Below are 15,651 nucleotides of genomic sequence, written 5' to 3' on the forward strand. Positions count from 1 at the left end.
ACGACATGACGAACGACGACGATCCTTTCGCCGGATTCGAATCCGACCAGACGATGATCAAGCCCAATCCCGGCGCGCGCCGCCGCACCGGGAACACGCAGGGGCCGTTCACGCCCGGCGCGGCATCGCCCGATGCAAACGCGCATGCCTTCGACGCGGCCTTCGCGCAGGGCGGCGCGGTCAATCCGCTGGTCGCCGCGTGCGCGCCGCTGTTGCAGCTCGCGCCGCGCATCCGCACGATGAGCGCGTGCGCCGATCCCGCCGCGCTGCGCGATTCGCTCGCGGCCGGTGTGCGCCGCTTCGAAGCGCAGGCGCGCGTGAACGGCGTCGCGGCGGAACAGGTGACGGCGGCGCGCTACATCGTCTGCACGATGCTCGACGAAGCCGCGTCGTGCACGCCGTGGGGCGCGGGCGTGTGGGCGCGTCAGAGCCTGCTCGTCACCTTCCATAACGAGGCGTGGGGCGGCGAGAAAGTGTTCCAGTTGCTCGCGCGGCTCGCGCAGAAGCCCGCGCAACACCTGCATCTGCTGGAACTGGCGAGCATGGTGCTCGCGCTCGGCTTCGAGGGACGCTATCGCGTGGCGGCGCAAGGCAGGCAGGCGCTCGATGCGATCCGCGCGCGGCTCTATCAACTGATCCGCAAGGAGCGCGGCGAGCCGGAACGCGCGCTCTCGCCGCACTGGGAAGGCGTGCCCGCGGCCCGGCGCCGCACGACCGACGTGCTGCCGGTGTGGGTCGCCGGCGCGTTCGCGCTGCTGGTGCTCACGCTCGCGTATCTGGCGATGAGCTTTCGCCTGGGGCAACTGTCCGATCCCGCGTTCAACACGCTCGCGTCGATCCGCGCGGGCGCGCAACGGCCGCTCGTCGTCACGCAGGCGGCGCGGCCGCGTCTCGCCGAATTTCTCGCGCAGGAAATCCGCGATGGCCAGCTCGCCGTCGATGACCGCGTGGACCGTTCGGTGGTCACGCTGCACGGCGACAACGTCTTCAGGCCCGGCAGCGCGGAAGTGTCGGACGGGGTGCGGCCGCTCATCGAACGGATCGCGGCGGCGCTCAAGGCGGTGCCGGGCAACGTGCTCGTCACCGGCCACACCGACGACCGGCCGATCCGCTCGGCGCGCTATCCGTCGAACTGGGAACTGTCGCAGGAGCGCGCCGCGAACGTGCGCGACCTGCTCGCGGCCACGGTACCGGCGGCGCGTCTGAAGGCGGAAGGCAAGGGCGAAGCCGATCCCGTCGCGCCGAACGATTCGCTCGCCGGCCGCGCGCGCAACCGGCGCGTGGAAGTCACGCTGTTCGCGAAGCCCGGGTCCTGACCATGAAGAAGCTTCTGAAGATCGTCTTCCATCCGCTGCTGCTGCTCGTCATCGGACTTCTGCTCGTTTCGGGCGCGATATGGATCGCCGGGCCGCTCGTGTCGATCGCCGGCAAGTATCCGCTCGAAACGCGCGATGCGCGCTTCATCGCGATGGGCTGCGTCGTACTGCTGCTCGTGCTGCGGCATGCGTGGGTCGCGTGGCGCGCGCGGCGCACGCAGGCCGCGCTCTGCGCCGGACTCGCCGCGCCGCCCGAGATCGCGCGAACCAATGCCGCGCCCACGCCCGGCGAAGCGGAAGTCGCGACGCTCGCCAAACGCTTCGATGAAGCGCTCGGCGCGCTGCGCGACGCGCGCATCACCGCGTCGGGAAGAAAGCCGGGCTGGCGCGACTGGATCACGCTCTCGGGCAGACAGTATCTGTATCAGTTGCCGTGGTACATGTTCATCGGCGCGCCGGGCGCGGGCAAGACCACGGCGCTGGTGCATTCCGGCCTGCGCTTTCCGCTGGCCGAGCGCTTTGGCACCGACAAGATTCGCGGCGTCGGCGGCACGCGCAACTGCGACTGGTGGTTCACCGACGACGCCGTACTGATCGACACCGCCGGCCGCTACACCACGCATGAAAGCGACCGCGACACCGATCAGGCCGCATGGCAGGGCTTTCTCGCGCTGCTGCGCAAGACGCGTCCGCGCCAGCCGATCAACGGCGTGCTGATGACGCTCGCCGTGCCCGATCTGCTCGCCGCGACGCCCGCGAGCGCCGGCGACATGGCGGCGACGCTTCGCGCGCGCATGCGCGAGCTGATGCAGGCATTCCGCACGCGCTTTCCGGTCTACGTGCTCGTCACCAAGACGGACCTGCTGGCGGGCTTCACGGAGTTTTTCGCGGACCTGTCGAAAGACGAGCGCGCGCAGGTCTTCGGCTTCACCTTTCCGTACGATCCGAAGCGCCCGCTCAGCGAAGCCGAATTCGCCGCGCGCGTCGATGCCGAGCTCGATGCGCTCGAAGCACGCCTCGTCGCGCGTCTGCCCGAGCGCCTGAACGCGGAGACCGGCATCGCGCAGCGCGCCGCGATCATGGGCTTTCCGCAGCAGTTCGCCGCGCTGAAACCGGTGCTCGCCGAGGCATTGCGCGCGACCTTCGTGCAATCGAAACACGACGACATCCCGCTCGTGCGCGGCGTCTATTTCACGAGCGGCACGCAGGAAGGCACGCCCATCGACCGCGTGATGGGGTCTCTCACGCGCGCGTTCGGCATCGAGCGCGGCGTGCAGCCGGCGCGCGCATCGAGCGGGCGCAGCTTCTTTCTCGAACGGCTGCTCACGCGGGTCGTGTTCACGGAACAGGGCCTCGCCGGATCGAACCTGCAATGGGCGCGGCGGCGGCATCTGTGGCGGCTTTCGGCCTACGCGGCGATCACGGCGGTGAGCGCGTGCGCGCTCACGCTCTGGGGCACGAGCTATCTGCGCAACCGCTCCTACGTGGCGAGCGTCGATCAGACCGCGCAGCTCGCGAAGCAGGCAGCGGCGGGCACGACGGCCGCGAACGCGAATGTCGTCGCGCTGCTGCCGCTGCTCTCGGCAGTACGCAGTCTTGCATCGACTCCGCAGGTCGATGCCGCGCATCCGCCGCTCGCGATGAAGCTCGGCCTGTGGCAAGGCGCGAAGCTCGACGCCGCCGCGAACGACGCGTACGAGCGCCTGCTCGACGATCTGTTCCTGCCGAAGCTCGCGGCGCGCATCGAGGAACAGGCGCGCGGCGCGAACCCGTCGAATCCCGGCTACGCGTATGAATCGCTGAAGGCGTATCTGATGATGAACCAGCCCGATCATCAGAACGCCGATGCGCTCAAGACCTGGATAGTCACCGACTGGGACCGCAGCTTGCCGCGCGAAGTCGGCAACGAGGAGCGCGCCACCCTCGCCGCGCATCTCGATACGCTGTTCGCGCGCGGCGTGGTGCATCCGAATCTGCCGTTCGACGAACGCCTCGTCGCGCATGTACGCGCGATGCTCGCCACCAGCACGCTCGCGCAGCGCGTGTACGGGCGCGTGAAGCAGCAAGGTGTCGGCGCGGACTTTCCGGAATTCACCGTGGCGCGCGCGGCCGGGCCGAACGCGTCGCTCGTGTTCGTGCGTTCGAGCGGCAAGCCGTTGACGAGCGGCGTGCCCGGCCTGTATTCGTTCGACGGCTATCACAAGGCGTTTTTGAAGGCCGTCGATCAGGTCTCGGTGCAGCTCGCCGCCGAGGAGCCGTGGGTGCTCGGCATCCGCGACCAGAGCGGCCTGCCTCGCGGCGATCCCGCGGCGATGCAGCGTCTGACCGAAGACGTGCGGCTGCTCTATCTGCAGGACTACGTGCGCGTCTGGACCGAGTTTCTGAACGACGTGCGCATCGTGCGCTCGGACAATCTGACGCAGTCGGTGCAGATCGCGCGCATCCTGTCCGCGCCGGATTCGCCGCTCGCGATGCTGATCAAGGCCGCGTCGCGCGAGACCACGCTCGGCGCGAAGCCCGACAGCGAAACCACGGTCGTCGATAAAGCCACCGACAAGATCAGCGCGGCGCGCCAGCAGTTGCTGAACATCATCGGCGGACCGGACCCGACGCGCATCGCGCCGGTCGCGCCGGGCACGCGGCTGGAGAGCATCGTCGATGACCGCTTCACCGGGCTGCGCGCACTCGTGACGAGTCCCGGCGGAGGTCAGCCGCCGCCCGTCACGCAGATGCTCGCGTTGATCAACGACGTCTACACATACCTGAGCGCGACCGACGAAGCCCTCCAGCAGAAAACCGCGCCGCCGCCCTCGGACGCGCCCGCGAAGCTGCGCACGCAGGCGGCGCGCATGCCCGAGCCGATCCGCACCGCGCTGCTCGATCTCGGCAGTCAGGGCGCCGCGCAGACGCAGCAGGTGCGGCGCGCCAACATGACGGGCGACCTGAAGGAGTCGATTTCCGCGTACTGCGTGAGCGCGGTGGGCGGGCGCTATCCGTTCAATCCCGGCTCGACGCGCGACGTGCTGCCCGAGGATTTCGGCGCGCTGTTCGCGCCGGGCGGCAAGTTCGACGACTTCTTCAAGAAGAACCTCGCGCAGGACGTCGATGTTTCCGCGAAGCCGTGGGCCTTCAAGAAATCGGATTCGTCGGCGACGCAAGTGAGCCCCGCGGGACTCGCGCAGTTCGAGCGCGCCGCGACCATTCGCGGCGTGTTCTTCGCGGCGGGCGGCAAGACGCCCGCGCTCACGCTCAAGTTCAAGCCGCTCGACATGGACCCGACGATTCTCTCCTTCACGCTCGATGTCGACGGGCAAGTGCTCAACTACGCGCACGGCCCGCAGATCGCGACGACGATCCAGTGGCCCGGCGCGCGCGGCTCGGGACGCGTGAGCCTGCAACTGACGCCGCCGCCGTCGAGCGGCGCGAGCAACGTGATGTTCGAAGGACCGTGGGCGCTGTTCCGCATGTTCGACCGGCTCGACGTGGAGCCGACCGATCAGCCCGAGCGCTTCATCGTGACCTTCGATGTGGAAGGCCGCAAGGCGCGCTTCGAAGTGACGGCGAACAGCGTCGAGAATCCGTTTCGCCTCGCGGATCTGCGCAAGTTTTCCTGTCCGGAACGCCTATGAGCGACGATCTCGGCGCGACGCTCGTCGATGGCGGCGCGGGCATCGCCGGCTGGTACGGCAAGCTGCCCTCGCTCGGCGATTTCGCCGCGCGGCGTCTGTCCGACGCGTTCGTCGCGCCGTGGGACGCGTGGCTCGCGCAGCGCGTCGCGGAAACGCAGCACGCGCTCGGCGCGGACTGGCTCGAGCTCTATCTCACGTGCCCGGTATGGCGCTTCTTCGCGATGCCCGGCGCGATCGCGCCCACGCTCGCCTCGTGCTGGACGGGCGTCGTGATGGCGTCGGTGGACCGCGTCGGGCGGCATTTCCCGCTGACCATCGCGGCGGCGCTGCCGTGCGCGCCGTCCACGGGCGCGGAGGTCGCCGCGCTGTGGCAATGGCTTTCGGCGATCGAAGGCGTGGCGCTCGTCGCGCTCGATTTCGATCACAGCATCGAGCGTCTCGACGAGCAACTCGCCGCGCTGCCCGTGCCGGTGCTGAGTGCGCCGGCCGCCGCCACGCGCTCGGCCGTGCTCGACGAGCCGTGGATCGTGCAATCGCCCGAGGCGCTGCCCGAGACGCTCGCGCGCAGCTTCGCGCCGGCGTGGCAGAGCGAGGTCTACGGCATGAGCATGTGGACCTCGGCGCAGTCCGCGAGCCCCGCCGATCCGCCCGACGACGCGCCGCGCCCCTTCACCGTGTGGCCGGTCTACGGGCTGCCGGACACGGCGCTCTTCACCACCCTGTTGCGGGATTGCGGATCATGAATGCGACTGGCCGCGCGCCCGAAGACGACCGCGACGACGGCAGGACCGAGAACAACGCCGGCGACGACCGGACGGTGATCGTGAGCGGCTTTCGGCAACAGGACGCCTCAGGTGCGACGCAAGCCTTCGAGCAGGCCGCCACGCACAACGTCCTGCCGCCTGGCACGCGGCTCGGCGAATTCGAGATTCTCGGGCTGATCGGCGAAGGCGGCTTCGGCATCGTCTATCTGGCTTTCGATACCTCGCTCGACCGTCATGTCGCGCTCAAGGAGTACATGCCGTCGGCGCTCGCCGCGCGGGTCGGCACAACGCAGGTGCAGGTCCGCTCCGCGCGCTACGAGAGCATGTTCCGCGCGGGTCTGAAAAGCTTCATCAACGACGAGGCCCGGCTGCTCGCGCGCTTCGATCATCAGTCGCTCGTGAAGGTGTACCGCTTCTGGGAAGCCAACGGCACCGCCTACATGGCGATGCCGTACTACAAGGGCGTGACGCTCAGGGACGCGCTCAAGGCCAGAAAAACGCCGCCCGACGAAGCCTGGCTGCGCGCGCTGCTGACGCCGCTCGTCGATGCGCTCGCCGTGCTGCATGCGGCGAACTGCTTTCATCGCGATATCGCGCCGGACAACATCATTCTGCTGGAGGAGAGTCATCGGCCCGTCCTGCTCGATTTCGGCGCGGCGCGGCGCGTGATCGGCGACATGACGCAGGCGCTGACCGTGATCCTGAAGCCGGGCTATGCGCCGATCGAGCAGTACGCTGAAGTGCCGTCGCTCAGACAGGGACCGTGGACCGATCACTACGCGCTCGCCGCGCTCGTCTACTTCGCGATCACCGGAAAGACGCCGCCGCCGTCCGTCGGGCGCATGGTGAAGGACAGCTATCAGCCGCTCGCGAAGCTCGCAGCCGGGCGTTATTCGGAGCGCTTCCTGAAGGCGATCGATCACGCGCTCAGCGTCCAGCCCGCGAACCGGCCGCAGACGGACCGGCAGTTCGCCGCCGAACTCGGCATTTCTCTCGACGAGGACGCGGCAGGCGGCGGCGCGAACGGCATGACGCCCGGCGCGCGGCGACGCGCCGGCTGGTTGCTTGGTGCGGCGTGCGGACTCGCGACGGCGGCGGCGCTCGGCTTCTTCGTGCCGAAGCTGCTGTCGCACGCGCCTTCCGCCTCTGTCGATCGCGCGGCGAACGTCGCGAGCGCGCCAGTTCCGGCTTCCGCCGCGCCTGCCGTGGCATCGTCCGGGGCGGTCGCGGTGGCCTCCGTTGCATCCGACGCAAAGCCTCCGGTCACGCCGCCGGCCGCGTTGCCGCCCTTCACCCCCGCTGATGAATTCGCGCGCATCGTCTCGCTCGCGGACCCGTCCATCGTCGTGAAGGCGGAAGTGCCGCAGCCGCGCGCCGTGATCGGGCGTGACCGGCTGCGCTTCTCGATCACTAGCAATCGCGATGGCTATCTCTACGTGTTCGTCGTCGATCCGGCGAACCAGTATCTGCAACTGTTCCCGAACGAACTCGACCGCGACAACCGCATCGGCGCGAAGAAACGCCTCGTGCTGCCGCGTCCGAGCTGGCCGATGGAAGCGGGCGAGCCCGTCGGCGCGAATCATTTCATCGCGATCGTGTCGAGCGCGCCGCGCGATTTCGCGGCACTCGACATGACGCACGATTCCGCGTTCGCGAGCCTCTCGCCCGAGGCTCAGAACGCGGCGGCGGCGCAGCGCACGCTCACGGCGTCGCCGTTCGCGGGCGTGCCGTCGTGCGGCAGCGGGACGCCCTCGTGCCCGGTCGCGTTCGGCGCGGCCGCCTTCAAAATCGATGTCGTCCATTCGTCTAAATAGCGCAACGCGCCTCACGCCCGATGACGCGCGGCACGGCAAGTCGAAGGCCCCTGAAGCTGGACGAGGACATCATGGCACCACGAACGCGCGGCCGAGCCGCGAAGTCGGGACGCACGCCCGGCGTTTCTCCTTTAGCCGCGCGCGCCGCGCTTTCCCTGCTTTGCACGATGCTCGCGGGCGCGCTCGCCGCTTGCGCGAATTCGCCGACATCGACGCCCGCGCAAGTCGCGCAGGCGCGCGACACGGCTTCGACCAGCGCCGCTTCCGACGAGCCGGTCGAACAGGCGCCCATCGTCAGCGCGGCGGCATCGGGACGCGAACCGGGGATCGTCAATCCGTTGCCCGCGAGTCCCACGGCCGCGCTGTCCGGAGCCGCGACGCCCTTCGCCACGAAGAACGCGCTCTACACGCCCGTGCCCTTTTCCAGCGTGCCCGGCTGGTCGGGCGACGACGTCGCGCAATCGTGGGACGCCTTCCGGCGCGGCTGCTCGGTGCTGTCGGGCAAGGCCGCGTGGGCGGCGCCCTGCGCGGCGGCGCGCGGCATCGCCGCCAGCGACAACGCCGCCGTGCGCCGCTTCTTCGAGGACAACTTCACGGTCTACCAGATTCGCAACGTTGACAGGAGTTCGCGCGGCGTGCTGACCGGCTACTACGAGCCGGTCCTGCGCGGCAGCCGCAAATACGGCTCGCCCTATGTCTTTCCCGTCTACGGCGTGCCGCGCGACATGCTGTTCCTCGATGCGCGCCGCCTGCCGCCGAATGCGCGCAGCGAAGCGGTCATGGCGCGCGTCGAGGGACGCACCGTGGTGCCGCTCGCGGCGATCGCGACCGGCAATGCGAAAGGCGTCTACGCGCTCGACCTCGGCAACAGCGTGCCCGACATCCGCGACAAGAAGCTGCGGCTGCGTCGCGAGGGCAACCGCATCGTGCCGTACTATTCGCGCGCGCAGATCGAGCGCGGGCGCATCGACGCGCCGGTGCTCGCCTGGGTCGCGGACCCCGCAATGCTCTATGCGATGCAGTTGCAGGGCGCCGGCAAGATCGTGCTGCCCGATGGCGCGGGCGTCATCCGGCTCGCGTACGCCGAGCAGAACGGGCTCGCGTTCAATCCGCCGGTCGCGAGCGCGTCGAGCCAGGGCCGCAAGGTGCTCGTGCGCGGCGTCGAGATCGATCTGGACGAACGCGATGTGAGCACGCAGGAAACGCCCGGCCATATCGATGCGTCCAATTCCGACGACGCGCCCAAGTCCGTGCTGCTGCGCGGTGCCGCCGACGCCGATCCGCCCGACGACACGGCGGCACGGCCCGAAGGTCCGCCCGAATCGCCGCTGTTGCGCGGCTTCAGTCTCGCGAAGGGCGCGACGCCCGCCGTGCGGCCGGCGCGCGTGAGCACTTCGCCGTCGGCGGTGCACACGGCGGTTCAATCCGCTGCGCCCGCCGCCGATACCACCGGCACATCCGACGCGCCCGCGCCATCGCTCGCCTATGCGTTCGCATCGTCGGACCCGAGCTACGTTTTCTTCCGGGCGATCCCCGATTCCGCCGCCGGGCCGATCGGCGCGCTCGGCGTGCCGCTCTCGGCGGAACGCTCCGCGGCCGTCGATCCACGCACGACGCCGCTCGGCGCGCCGGTGTTCATCAACGCGACGGAAGCGGCGAACGGTTCGCAGGTCTCGCGCCTATTGATGGCGCAGGACGCGGGCGGCGCGATTCGCGGCGCGGTGCGCGCCGACTACTTCTTCGGCACCGGCGAGAAGGCGCAACAGAAGGCGAGCCGCATGAAGCAGCCGGCGCAGATGTGGGTGCTGCTGCCCAAGGGCCTGCGCATCTCGGCGAAGGAATCGGCGGTGCGCGTGCGCGGCGGTCCGGCGATGCCGAGCGCCGATTGCGTCGTGAGCGACCCGGACCTGTGCGTCGACGACACGCCATCGAGCGCGCCATGAAGCACACGCTGGAGCGAGCATGAAATTCCTCGTCGCCGACGATCACGAACTGATCCGCCATGCGGTGAAGTCGCTGTTGCGCGGTCTGGATCGGGAAGCGCAGTTCGACGAAGCGGATAGCTGGGACACGCTCGCCGCCGCCGCGCATCCCGACGCGAATCACGATCTCGCGATCGTCGATCTGCACATGTCGGGCATGGCGAGCGCGTCGTCGCTGACGGCGCTGCTGAAGGCCAATCCCGCGCTGCCGCTCGTCGTGCTGTCGGCGGAGGAATCCGTCGATGAGATGCGCGCCGTGCTCGCCGCCGGCGCGCTCGGTTTCGTGCCCAAGCGCGAGCCCGCCAACGTGATGCTCAAGGCGATCGAGCTGGTGCTGTCGGGCGGCGCCTACGTGCCGATCGAAGCGCTCTGCCTCGTCGATGCGGACGCCGTCGCGCCGCACCCCGCCGACGCGACGCAACCGCTCAGGAGCGCACCCGGCGCGCCGCTCGCATCGCATCACCGGCATCTGATGGAGAACCTCTCGCCGCGTCAACGCGAGATCATGCGGCTCGTGCATCGCGGCTGCACGAACAAGATGATCGCGCGCGAACTGCAGCTCGCCGAAGGCACGGTGAAGGTCCACCTTTCGGTGATCTTCCGGGCGCTCGGCGTGCACAGCCGGTCGGCTGCGATCGCCGTCATCAATGACTGGCTGCGCACGGGACGCGAGCTATGACCGCGCCCAACGTGCTGATCTGCCTGCCGACCCATCACGACGACGTGCACATCAACTTCGCCTTCTCGCTGATGGAAACCGCCCGCGCGCTCACCGACGCGGGCTGCGGTTTCCAGACGATGCATGTTGGCTCATCGCACGTCATTCGCGCGCGCAACTTCTTCGCGAGCTATTTCGTCGCGCATCCGGAGTTCTCGCATCTGCTCTTTCTCGACACCGACATGCGCTTCTCGCCGCAAGCGGTCATGAAGCTGCTCGCCGCCGGCAAGTGCGTGGCGGGCGTCGCGTATCCGTACCGGCGCGTGAACCTCGACAAGTGCATCGGCGAGGCGGATCAGGGACTCACGCTGCGCGCATGGCTCGAAAAGCATGCGGACTACACGGTGCGCCTCAGGACTTCCGGCGATGGCCACGCGCGCGTGACCGATGGTTTCGTGGAAGCGGAGCACGTCGGCACCGGCATCTTTCTCGCGCGCCGCGATGCGTTCGACGTCACGCTGCCGTTCACGCAATGCTATGCGCCGCCCGAGCAATATCGCGACGCGCTGCCCGACGGCCGCTTCTACGGTTTCTTCGACACCATCGAGGAACAGGGACATTACCTGTCCGAAGACCTTTCGTTCTGCCGGCGCGTGCGCCTCGCCGGTGCGCAAGTGTGGGCGCTCGTCGACGAGACCGTCGTGCATTACGGCGCGTCGGAAGTGGCCGGGCAGTATCTGCGGGCGCTGCGCATGCGCGGCAACATCGCGTGACGCGCGGCAAGCGCAAGCCCGCGAATCACGCCGCCTCGTGCCCCTGCCCGTGCGGTTGAAGCAGCGTGTCGAGCGTGCGGCGCAGGCGCGTCGGCGTGACCGGCTTGTGCAGCACCGGCACGCCTTCGGCCGCCAGCGCCGCGAGTTCGGGCGATGTCATGTCGCCCGTGATCATCACGCGTGCGAGACCGTTGTGGCCGCGCCGGCGCAACGCCTCGCGCACCGCCTGCATTGCTTCGATGCCCGTCTGATGACGGTCGATCCGATAGTCGCAGAACAGCACCTCCGGCACGAAGCCTTCGGAGATCGCGCGCACCGCGGCGAGCTCGTCGCGGCAGCCGCGCACGACGCAGCCCCAGCGCGCGAGCAAGGCGCCGAGCGCATCGAGATTCGCGGGATCGTCATCGACGCACAGCACGCGGCGGCCGTCGATGAACGCGCTCATCGCAGGCGACGCGACAAGGCTCGCGGTGACGCGGCTCGCATCGCCTGTTTCGACCGGCACGCGCATCGTCGTGCCGCGGCCGGGCGCGGAGCGCAGCATCGGCTCGCAGCCGAGCAGGTGCGTGAGGCTGCGCACCGTCGAAAGGCCGAGACCGTGGCCCTGGCGGCCGTCGCGATGCGCGAGCGGCGCCTGATAGAACTCCTCGAACACAAGCGCATGCTCCTGCGGCGCAATGCCGATGCCCGAATCACGCACTTCGACGAAGCAGCGCTCGCGGCTCGCGGCCCGGCGCACACCGACCCACACGGCGCCGCGCTCGGTATAACGCACCGCGTTCGCGACGAGATTGACCAGCACGCGTTCGAGCAGCACGGGATCGGTGAACGCGACGCAGGTCGTCGGCGCGATGCGCAACGCCAGCCCCTTCGCGGCCGCAGCGGGCCGAAACTGCCGCTCGATGCGCGCGAGCACGTCGGACAGATGGAAGTGCTGCGGCATCACCTGCGTCACGCCGCTTTCGATGCGCGCCAGATCGAGCACCTGATTGAAGAGATGATTCAACGCTTCGACATTGCCGACGATGTGCTGTGCGGTGTCCTCGCGCTCGGCTTCGCTCGCGCGGCGATCGGTGAGCGACTGCGCGAGCAGGCCGATCGCATGCAGCGGCTGACGCAGATCGTGACTTGCCGCCGCGAAGAAACGCGTCCTCGCGATGCTCGCCTCCTCGATCACGCTCTTTTGCCGCGCGATGGTTTCGGCGAGCCGCTGCTGATCGACGCGCGCCTCGACGATGCCGCGAAAGAGTCCGCGATATTGCGATGCGAGCCGATCCACGGCGGCGATGAAAATGACGAGCGCGATGCCCAGTTCGAGCCGGCCATGTTCCGGTTGCAGAAGATGCAGCGCGGCAGCGGGCAGAAGCAGCGGCATCACCGCGCTGCGAAGGTTGAGCAGGTTCAGGCCATTCGCGCCATAGGCGAGCGCCGCGAGCGCGACGAGCAGCACGATATGCGCGGCGGCGAGTCCCGCGGACGCATGCTGGAACGCGAACCAGACGGACAGGCCCGGCGCGCTGTGAAGCGCGACGTTCCTCAACGCGTGCAGTTCGATCCACCGGCGTGCGCCGAACCGCAAGGGCCGACGCCGCCGCCACGTCCACAAGCCGATGGAAAGCCAGATCGCCGCGCCATAGAGCAGCACGCAAAAGAGCGGCAGCGGCCCTTCGCCTGCGCGTGCACCATAAACGACGACGAGAAGCACGATCGCACAGGCGTGCGTCGCGAAGGAGGCGGGGTCGGAGGCATAGAGCGCGCTTGCGACATCGTGGTCGATATCGGCGTCGAGCTCGCGCTTTCGTTGATCGCCATGCATTCTGTCATCCCCTTGGCCGGTTTACCCAGGCGTTTAGACGACGGCTATTACCAACGGCATATTGGTCGGTTGGTAGGAAAAAACCATACTCGATTCGTGGCCACCTGAATGGGGGGATGACGAGATGGAAACCCTGACCTTGGACGTCGCGCAGGCAAGCGGCGCGACTCCGATGCTCACCGATCTGTGGCGGCGGCGCACGAACCTGTCGCACGACGAGATGCTGTCGATCTATAACCTCGTGCAAGGCGCGCTGCGCACGTATCATCCGCCCGAGCTGCACGCGTTGCGCGAGGACAAGGAAGAGCTGATCGCCCAGTTCATCTATGCCAAGGTGTTGCGCCTCGAACCCGGCCACGGCGCTTCGCATGCAGGCGAGCACAGCGCGCCATCGAGCGGTTATGCGGTGTGCGCGTATTTCAGGCGCTTTCTGATCGATCACCTGCGCAGCGCGAGCCATCAGCGCGATGTGTCGATGGAAGTGGATGGCGTCGAAGAGCAGATGGACGAACACGCGCACGCGATGGACGATCCGATCCGCTCGGTTCTGATTCAACATGGACTCGATGAAGCGCGCGTGCGGCATCTCGCGCGCGAGTTCATCGGCGGACTCGACAAGTACGAGCAACTGGTGCTCGCCGGCACCTTCGGCTGGTGCTCGGGCGACAAGGGCGGCCTCTTCGGGCTCGCGTCACGGCATCACATTCCTTCGTACCACTATCGGGCGCTGAAGCTCGGTGTCACGCTCAAAAAGTCCGCGCAAAGCGAGGATTTCGCGGCGACCAAGATCGGTCGATGGATCGGCGGCACGCTCGGCATTTCGATCAGCGCGGATAATCAGTCCGCCATTCTGCTCGTGCTGAATCTGCTCGCGCTGGAGTCCAGTCAATGCGCGCCGTGATGGTTTCCTGAGCGCGCCGCGCCCGCACCTCATGCGAGCGCGGCGTGCAGATAGTCCGCCGCGCAACGCGCCCGCATCTGCGCGAAGCCGTCGCGCGCGAGCCGCTCTCGCTCCGTGTACGAGGCGAGCAGTTCGGCGGCGCGTGCGGGCAATGCATCGTAATCGGCGAAGGCGATGGCGCGCGCGAGCGGCGCTTCATCCTGCGGGTTCGCGCAACGCTCGCTCAGCACCGCGCATCCGTTGGCGAGCAAGTACGAAAGCCGCACGATCTCGAGCACGCCGTCGGCGCGGCTGTGCACGTTGAGCAGCAGCTTCGCGCGCGCGATGAGCCGATCGCGCGCGCGTCCGTAGAGGCCGAACACCGCGATCGCATCGATGCCCGCCGCGCGCATCCTGTCGATGATGTTCACGCGTCTCGCACACAGCGAACCGAAGAACAGCACGTCGATATCGCGCGGCTCGGCAAAGCGGATGCGCGTGAGTTCCGGCACGTAACCGATCGGCACCACGCGCCCGACATGCACGCCGAGCGCCGCGAAAGCGCGTGCGTTCGCGGCGCTGTAATCCCACACGACATGACGGCGCAGCAGCGCGAGCAGACCGGGCGTGATCCATGCCGATCCCGCGTGGACCTGTTCGAGGTTGTAGAGAATCGCGTCCGGCGCGACCGTCAACCCGCAATGCGGCAGAAGGTTCGAGCCGAGCACGATATGGCGTCGTCCGTCGAGCTTTCCCTCGCATGTCATCACGCTGTCGTGACCGAGCGCGCAGAGCGCATGATGAAGCGTTTCGGCCACTTCGTGAAATGCGGCGGAATGCGCATAGCCCGGCGGCGAGACCACGGTGACGGCGAATTTCATCGACCTTCGATCATCGCCGATGTGAGGCAGAGCGTGCTGAACGGTCCGGTGATGTAGCCACGCTCGCGCGGTCCGATCGACAGGATCAGTTGAATGGAGCCGCCCGCGTAGAACTTCGTGGTGGGTTGAGCGAGGCTCTTCGCCGCCTCTTCGGAAACCCGCGACTGCGGTTTCGTGAAGCCCCAGTAGGCGTTGAGCTCGGCGCCTTGCGGCAGGCGCAGCACCCAGCAGTTTCGCAGATCGCCCCAGTCGTTGGAGATGGCCCAGCGACGCCGGACATCGCGGATCAGGCGATCGATCGTGCGCTGCGCCAGGGCTTCGAGCACTTCCGAGCCGTACATCCAGTACTTGCCGTATGCGCCCTGCTCGTGGCGGTTCGAGTCCGAGAAGCGCACCACGGTGAGCGGCCCTTCCAGAACGGTGTGTCGAACGGTTGTGAGAAACGAAGCTTCCTCCTGCACGCCCAGATCGAAGAAACCCATGATGTCTTCCCGTCGGATGATTGTTCGATTGTTCTTTGTGTATAGACGAGCGGAGGCGATTTGGTTTGAATGCGTTGGAACGGTTGCGATGAAATGAAAAAGCGCCGAAGACTCGAGAATCCGCGGCGCACATGTTCTCCTGCTATCGACGCGCTTACTGTCCGCCGAAATAGATCTGCTTTAACTCTTCGGATGAAGCGGGCTGAACGACAGTGCGGGAACCGGATGTCGATGCGCCGGACATCACGCCGCCATAGCCGGTTGCGCCGCTCTGGGCCGATACGCGCGCCTGAGCCGTCTGAATGTCCACCGGATAGTTTGGATCGTCTTTTGCCGGGTTATAACCGGCCTGCTCGAGTTTTTCCAGTTCGGCGCGCACCTGGGCACGCGTCGGTGACGCATCGGTTTGACAGAACGCGGAAAGCGGCACGGCGAGCGCCGACGCAGCAGCGACCGCAATAACGAACGTTTTCATGGCGACCTCCTCATGAATGCCAGCGAGCAGGATTCGAAAAAGGAGACCCGTAGCTGGCCATCAGAGTTTAGGCGGCGAAGCCTTCAACTTCGATACGACCGGACACGGCCCGTCCGACATGACGGGATACGGCTGACACCTGTTCGCAGCTATCAAACGAACGACGGGCTGGAAAATTGGA

Annotated in this window: 12 protein-coding genes; 8 read left to right on the forward strand and 4 right to left on the reverse strand. The window is 67.8% G+C overall.

Features of this window, described 5'->3' with window-relative positions; translation table 11 throughout:
* Positions 1–5 precede the first annotated feature (5 nt).
* The 7 genes from ACEN42_RS35955 (at position 6) to ACEN42_RS35985 (ending at position 10,936) form a co-directional block, all read left to right on the forward strand.
* Positions 6–1,316 (forward strand): DotU family type VI secretion system protein, encoded by a 1,311-nt coding sequence (locus tag ACEN42_RS35955; protein WP_371882414.1) that lies wholly within the window; start codon positions 6–8, stop codon positions 1,314–1,316.
* 2 nt (positions 1,317–1,318) lie between these two features.
* A complete protein-coding gene (gene tssM, locus ACEN42_RS35960; protein ID WP_371882415.1) occupies positions 1,319–4,945 on the forward strand; it encodes a type VI secretion system membrane subunit TssM in 3,627 nt (1,208 codons plus the stop codon).
* Positions 4,942–5,688, forward strand: a complete 747-nt coding sequence (gene tagF / locus ACEN42_RS35965; RefSeq protein WP_371882416.1) for a type VI secretion system-associated protein TagF — start codon at positions 4,942–4,944, stop codon at positions 5,686–5,688. The genes tssM and tagF overlap by 4 nt, the downstream gene beginning before the upstream one ends.
* A complete protein-coding gene (locus tag ACEN42_RS35970) occupies positions 5,685–7,523 on the forward strand; it encodes a serine/threonine protein kinase (RefSeq protein ID WP_371882417.1) in 1,839 nt (612 codons plus the stop codon). The genes tagF and ACEN42_RS35970 overlap by 4 nt, the downstream gene beginning before the upstream one ends.
* A gap of 71 nt (positions 7,524–7,594) precedes the next feature.
* Positions 7,595–9,466 (forward strand): MltA domain-containing protein, encoded by a 1,872-nt coding sequence (locus tag ACEN42_RS35975; RefSeq protein ID WP_371882418.1) that lies wholly within the window; start codon positions 7,595–7,597, stop codon positions 9,464–9,466.
* Between the two features lie 19 nt (positions 9,467–9,485).
* On the forward strand, positions 9,486–10,184 hold the full coding sequence (locus ACEN42_RS35980) for a LuxR C-terminal-related transcriptional regulator (protein ID WP_371882419.1): 699 nt from the start codon (positions 9,486–9,488) through the stop codon (positions 10,182–10,184).
* The gene (locus ACEN42_RS35985) at positions 10,181–10,936 is read left to right on the forward strand and encodes a hypothetical protein (protein ID WP_371882420.1); all 756 of its coding nucleotides are present in this window, start codon (positions 10,181–10,183) and stop codon (positions 10,934–10,936) included. The genes ACEN42_RS35980 and ACEN42_RS35985 overlap by 4 nt, the downstream gene beginning before the upstream one ends.
* Positions 10,937–10,961: 25 nt before the next feature.
* On the opposite strand, the gene ACEN42_RS35990 is transcribed toward ACEN42_RS35985, so the two are convergent.
* The gene (locus ACEN42_RS35990; RefSeq protein ID WP_371882421.1) at positions 10,962–12,752 is read right to left on the reverse strand and encodes a hybrid sensor histidine kinase/response regulator; all 1,791 of its coding nucleotides are present in this window, start codon (positions 12,750–12,752) and stop codon (positions 10,962–10,964) included.
* A 124-nt stretch (positions 12,753–12,876) separates the two neighbouring features.
* Here ACEN42_RS35990 and ACEN42_RS35995 point away from each other — a divergent pair, with 124 nt between their 5' ends.
* Positions 12,877–13,653, forward strand: a complete 777-nt coding sequence (locus ACEN42_RS35995; RefSeq protein ID WP_371882422.1) for a hypothetical protein — start codon at positions 12,877–12,879, stop codon at positions 13,651–13,653.
* A gap of 29 nt (positions 13,654–13,682) precedes the next feature.
* On the opposite strand, the gene ACEN42_RS36000 is transcribed toward ACEN42_RS35995, so the two are convergent.
* The 3 genes from ACEN42_RS36000 to ACEN42_RS36010 all read right to left on the reverse strand — a co-directional run bounded on the left by ACEN42_RS36000 (position 13,683) and on the right by ACEN42_RS36010 (position 15,470).
* Positions 13,683–14,513, reverse strand: coding sequence for a hypothetical protein (locus tag ACEN42_RS36000; RefSeq protein WP_371882423.1), 831 nt, complete (start codon positions 14,511–14,513; stop codon positions 13,683–13,685).
* A complete protein-coding gene (locus ACEN42_RS36005) occupies positions 14,510–14,995 on the reverse strand; it encodes a hypothetical protein (RefSeq protein WP_371882424.1) in 486 nt (161 codons plus the stop codon). Before ACEN42_RS36005 ends, ACEN42_RS36000 begins: the two co-directional genes overlap by 4 nt.
* Positions 14,996–15,149: 154 nt before the next feature.
* Positions 15,150–15,470 carry a DUF4148 domain-containing protein gene (locus tag ACEN42_RS36010; protein WP_371882425.1) on the reverse strand — a complete coding sequence of 107 codons (321 nt, stop codon included), beginning with the start codon at positions 15,468–15,470 and terminating at the stop codon, positions 15,150–15,152.
* Positions 15,471–15,651: the final 181 nt, after the last annotated feature.

This window comes from Caballeronia sp. S22 (assembly GCF_964261745.1).
GTDB classification, from domain to species: domain Bacteria; phylum Pseudomonadota; class Gammaproteobacteria; order Burkholderiales; family Burkholderiaceae; genus Caballeronia; species Caballeronia jiangsuensis.

Excerpts from the sequence above, each read along its gene's own strand:
- ACEN42_RS35955 (WP_371882414.1), top strand. The coding sequence starts at position 6 with ATGACGAACGACGACGATCCTTTCGCCGGATTCGAATCCGACCAGACG.
- ACEN42_RS35985 (WP_371882420.1), top strand. The coding sequence starts at position 10,181 with ATGACCGCGCCCAACGTGCTGATCTGCCTGCCGACCCATCACGACGAC.
- tagF (WP_371882416.1), top strand. The coding sequence starts at position 4,942 with ATGAGCGACGATCTCGGCGCGACGCTCGTCGATGGCGGCGCGGGCATC.
- ACEN42_RS35975 (WP_371882418.1), top strand. The coding sequence starts at position 7,595 with ATGGCACCACGAACGCGCGGCCGAGCCGCGAAGTCGGGACGCACGCCC.
- ACEN42_RS36000 (WP_371882423.1), bottom strand. The coding sequence starts at position 14,513 with ATGAAATTCGCCGTCACCGTGGTCTCGCCGCCGGGCTATGCGCATTCC.
- tssM (WP_371882415.1), top strand. The coding sequence starts at position 1,319 with ATGAAGAAGCTTCTGAAGATCGTCTTCCATCCGCTGCTGCTGCTCGTC.
- ACEN42_RS35980 (WP_371882419.1), top strand. The coding sequence starts at position 9,486 with ATGAAATTCCTCGTCGCCGACGATCACGAACTGATCCGCCATGCGGTG.
- ACEN42_RS35970 (WP_371882417.1), top strand. The coding sequence starts at position 5,685 with ATGAATGCGACTGGCCGCGCGCCCGAAGACGACCGCGACGACGGCAGG.
- ACEN42_RS36005 (WP_371882424.1), bottom strand. The coding sequence starts at position 14,995 with ATGGGTTTCTTCGATCTGGGCGTGCAGGAGGAAGCTTCGTTTCTCACA.
- ACEN42_RS36010 (WP_371882425.1), bottom strand. The coding sequence starts at position 15,470 with ATGAAAACGTTCGTTATTGCGGTCGCTGCTGCGTCGGCGCTCGCCGTG.
- ACEN42_RS35995 (WP_371882422.1), top strand. The coding sequence starts at position 12,877 with ATGGAAACCCTGACCTTGGACGTCGCGCAGGCAAGCGGCGCGACTCCG.
- ACEN42_RS35990 (WP_371882421.1), bottom strand. The coding sequence starts at position 12,752 with ATGCATGGCGATCAACGAAAGCGCGAGCTCGACGCCGATATCGACCAC.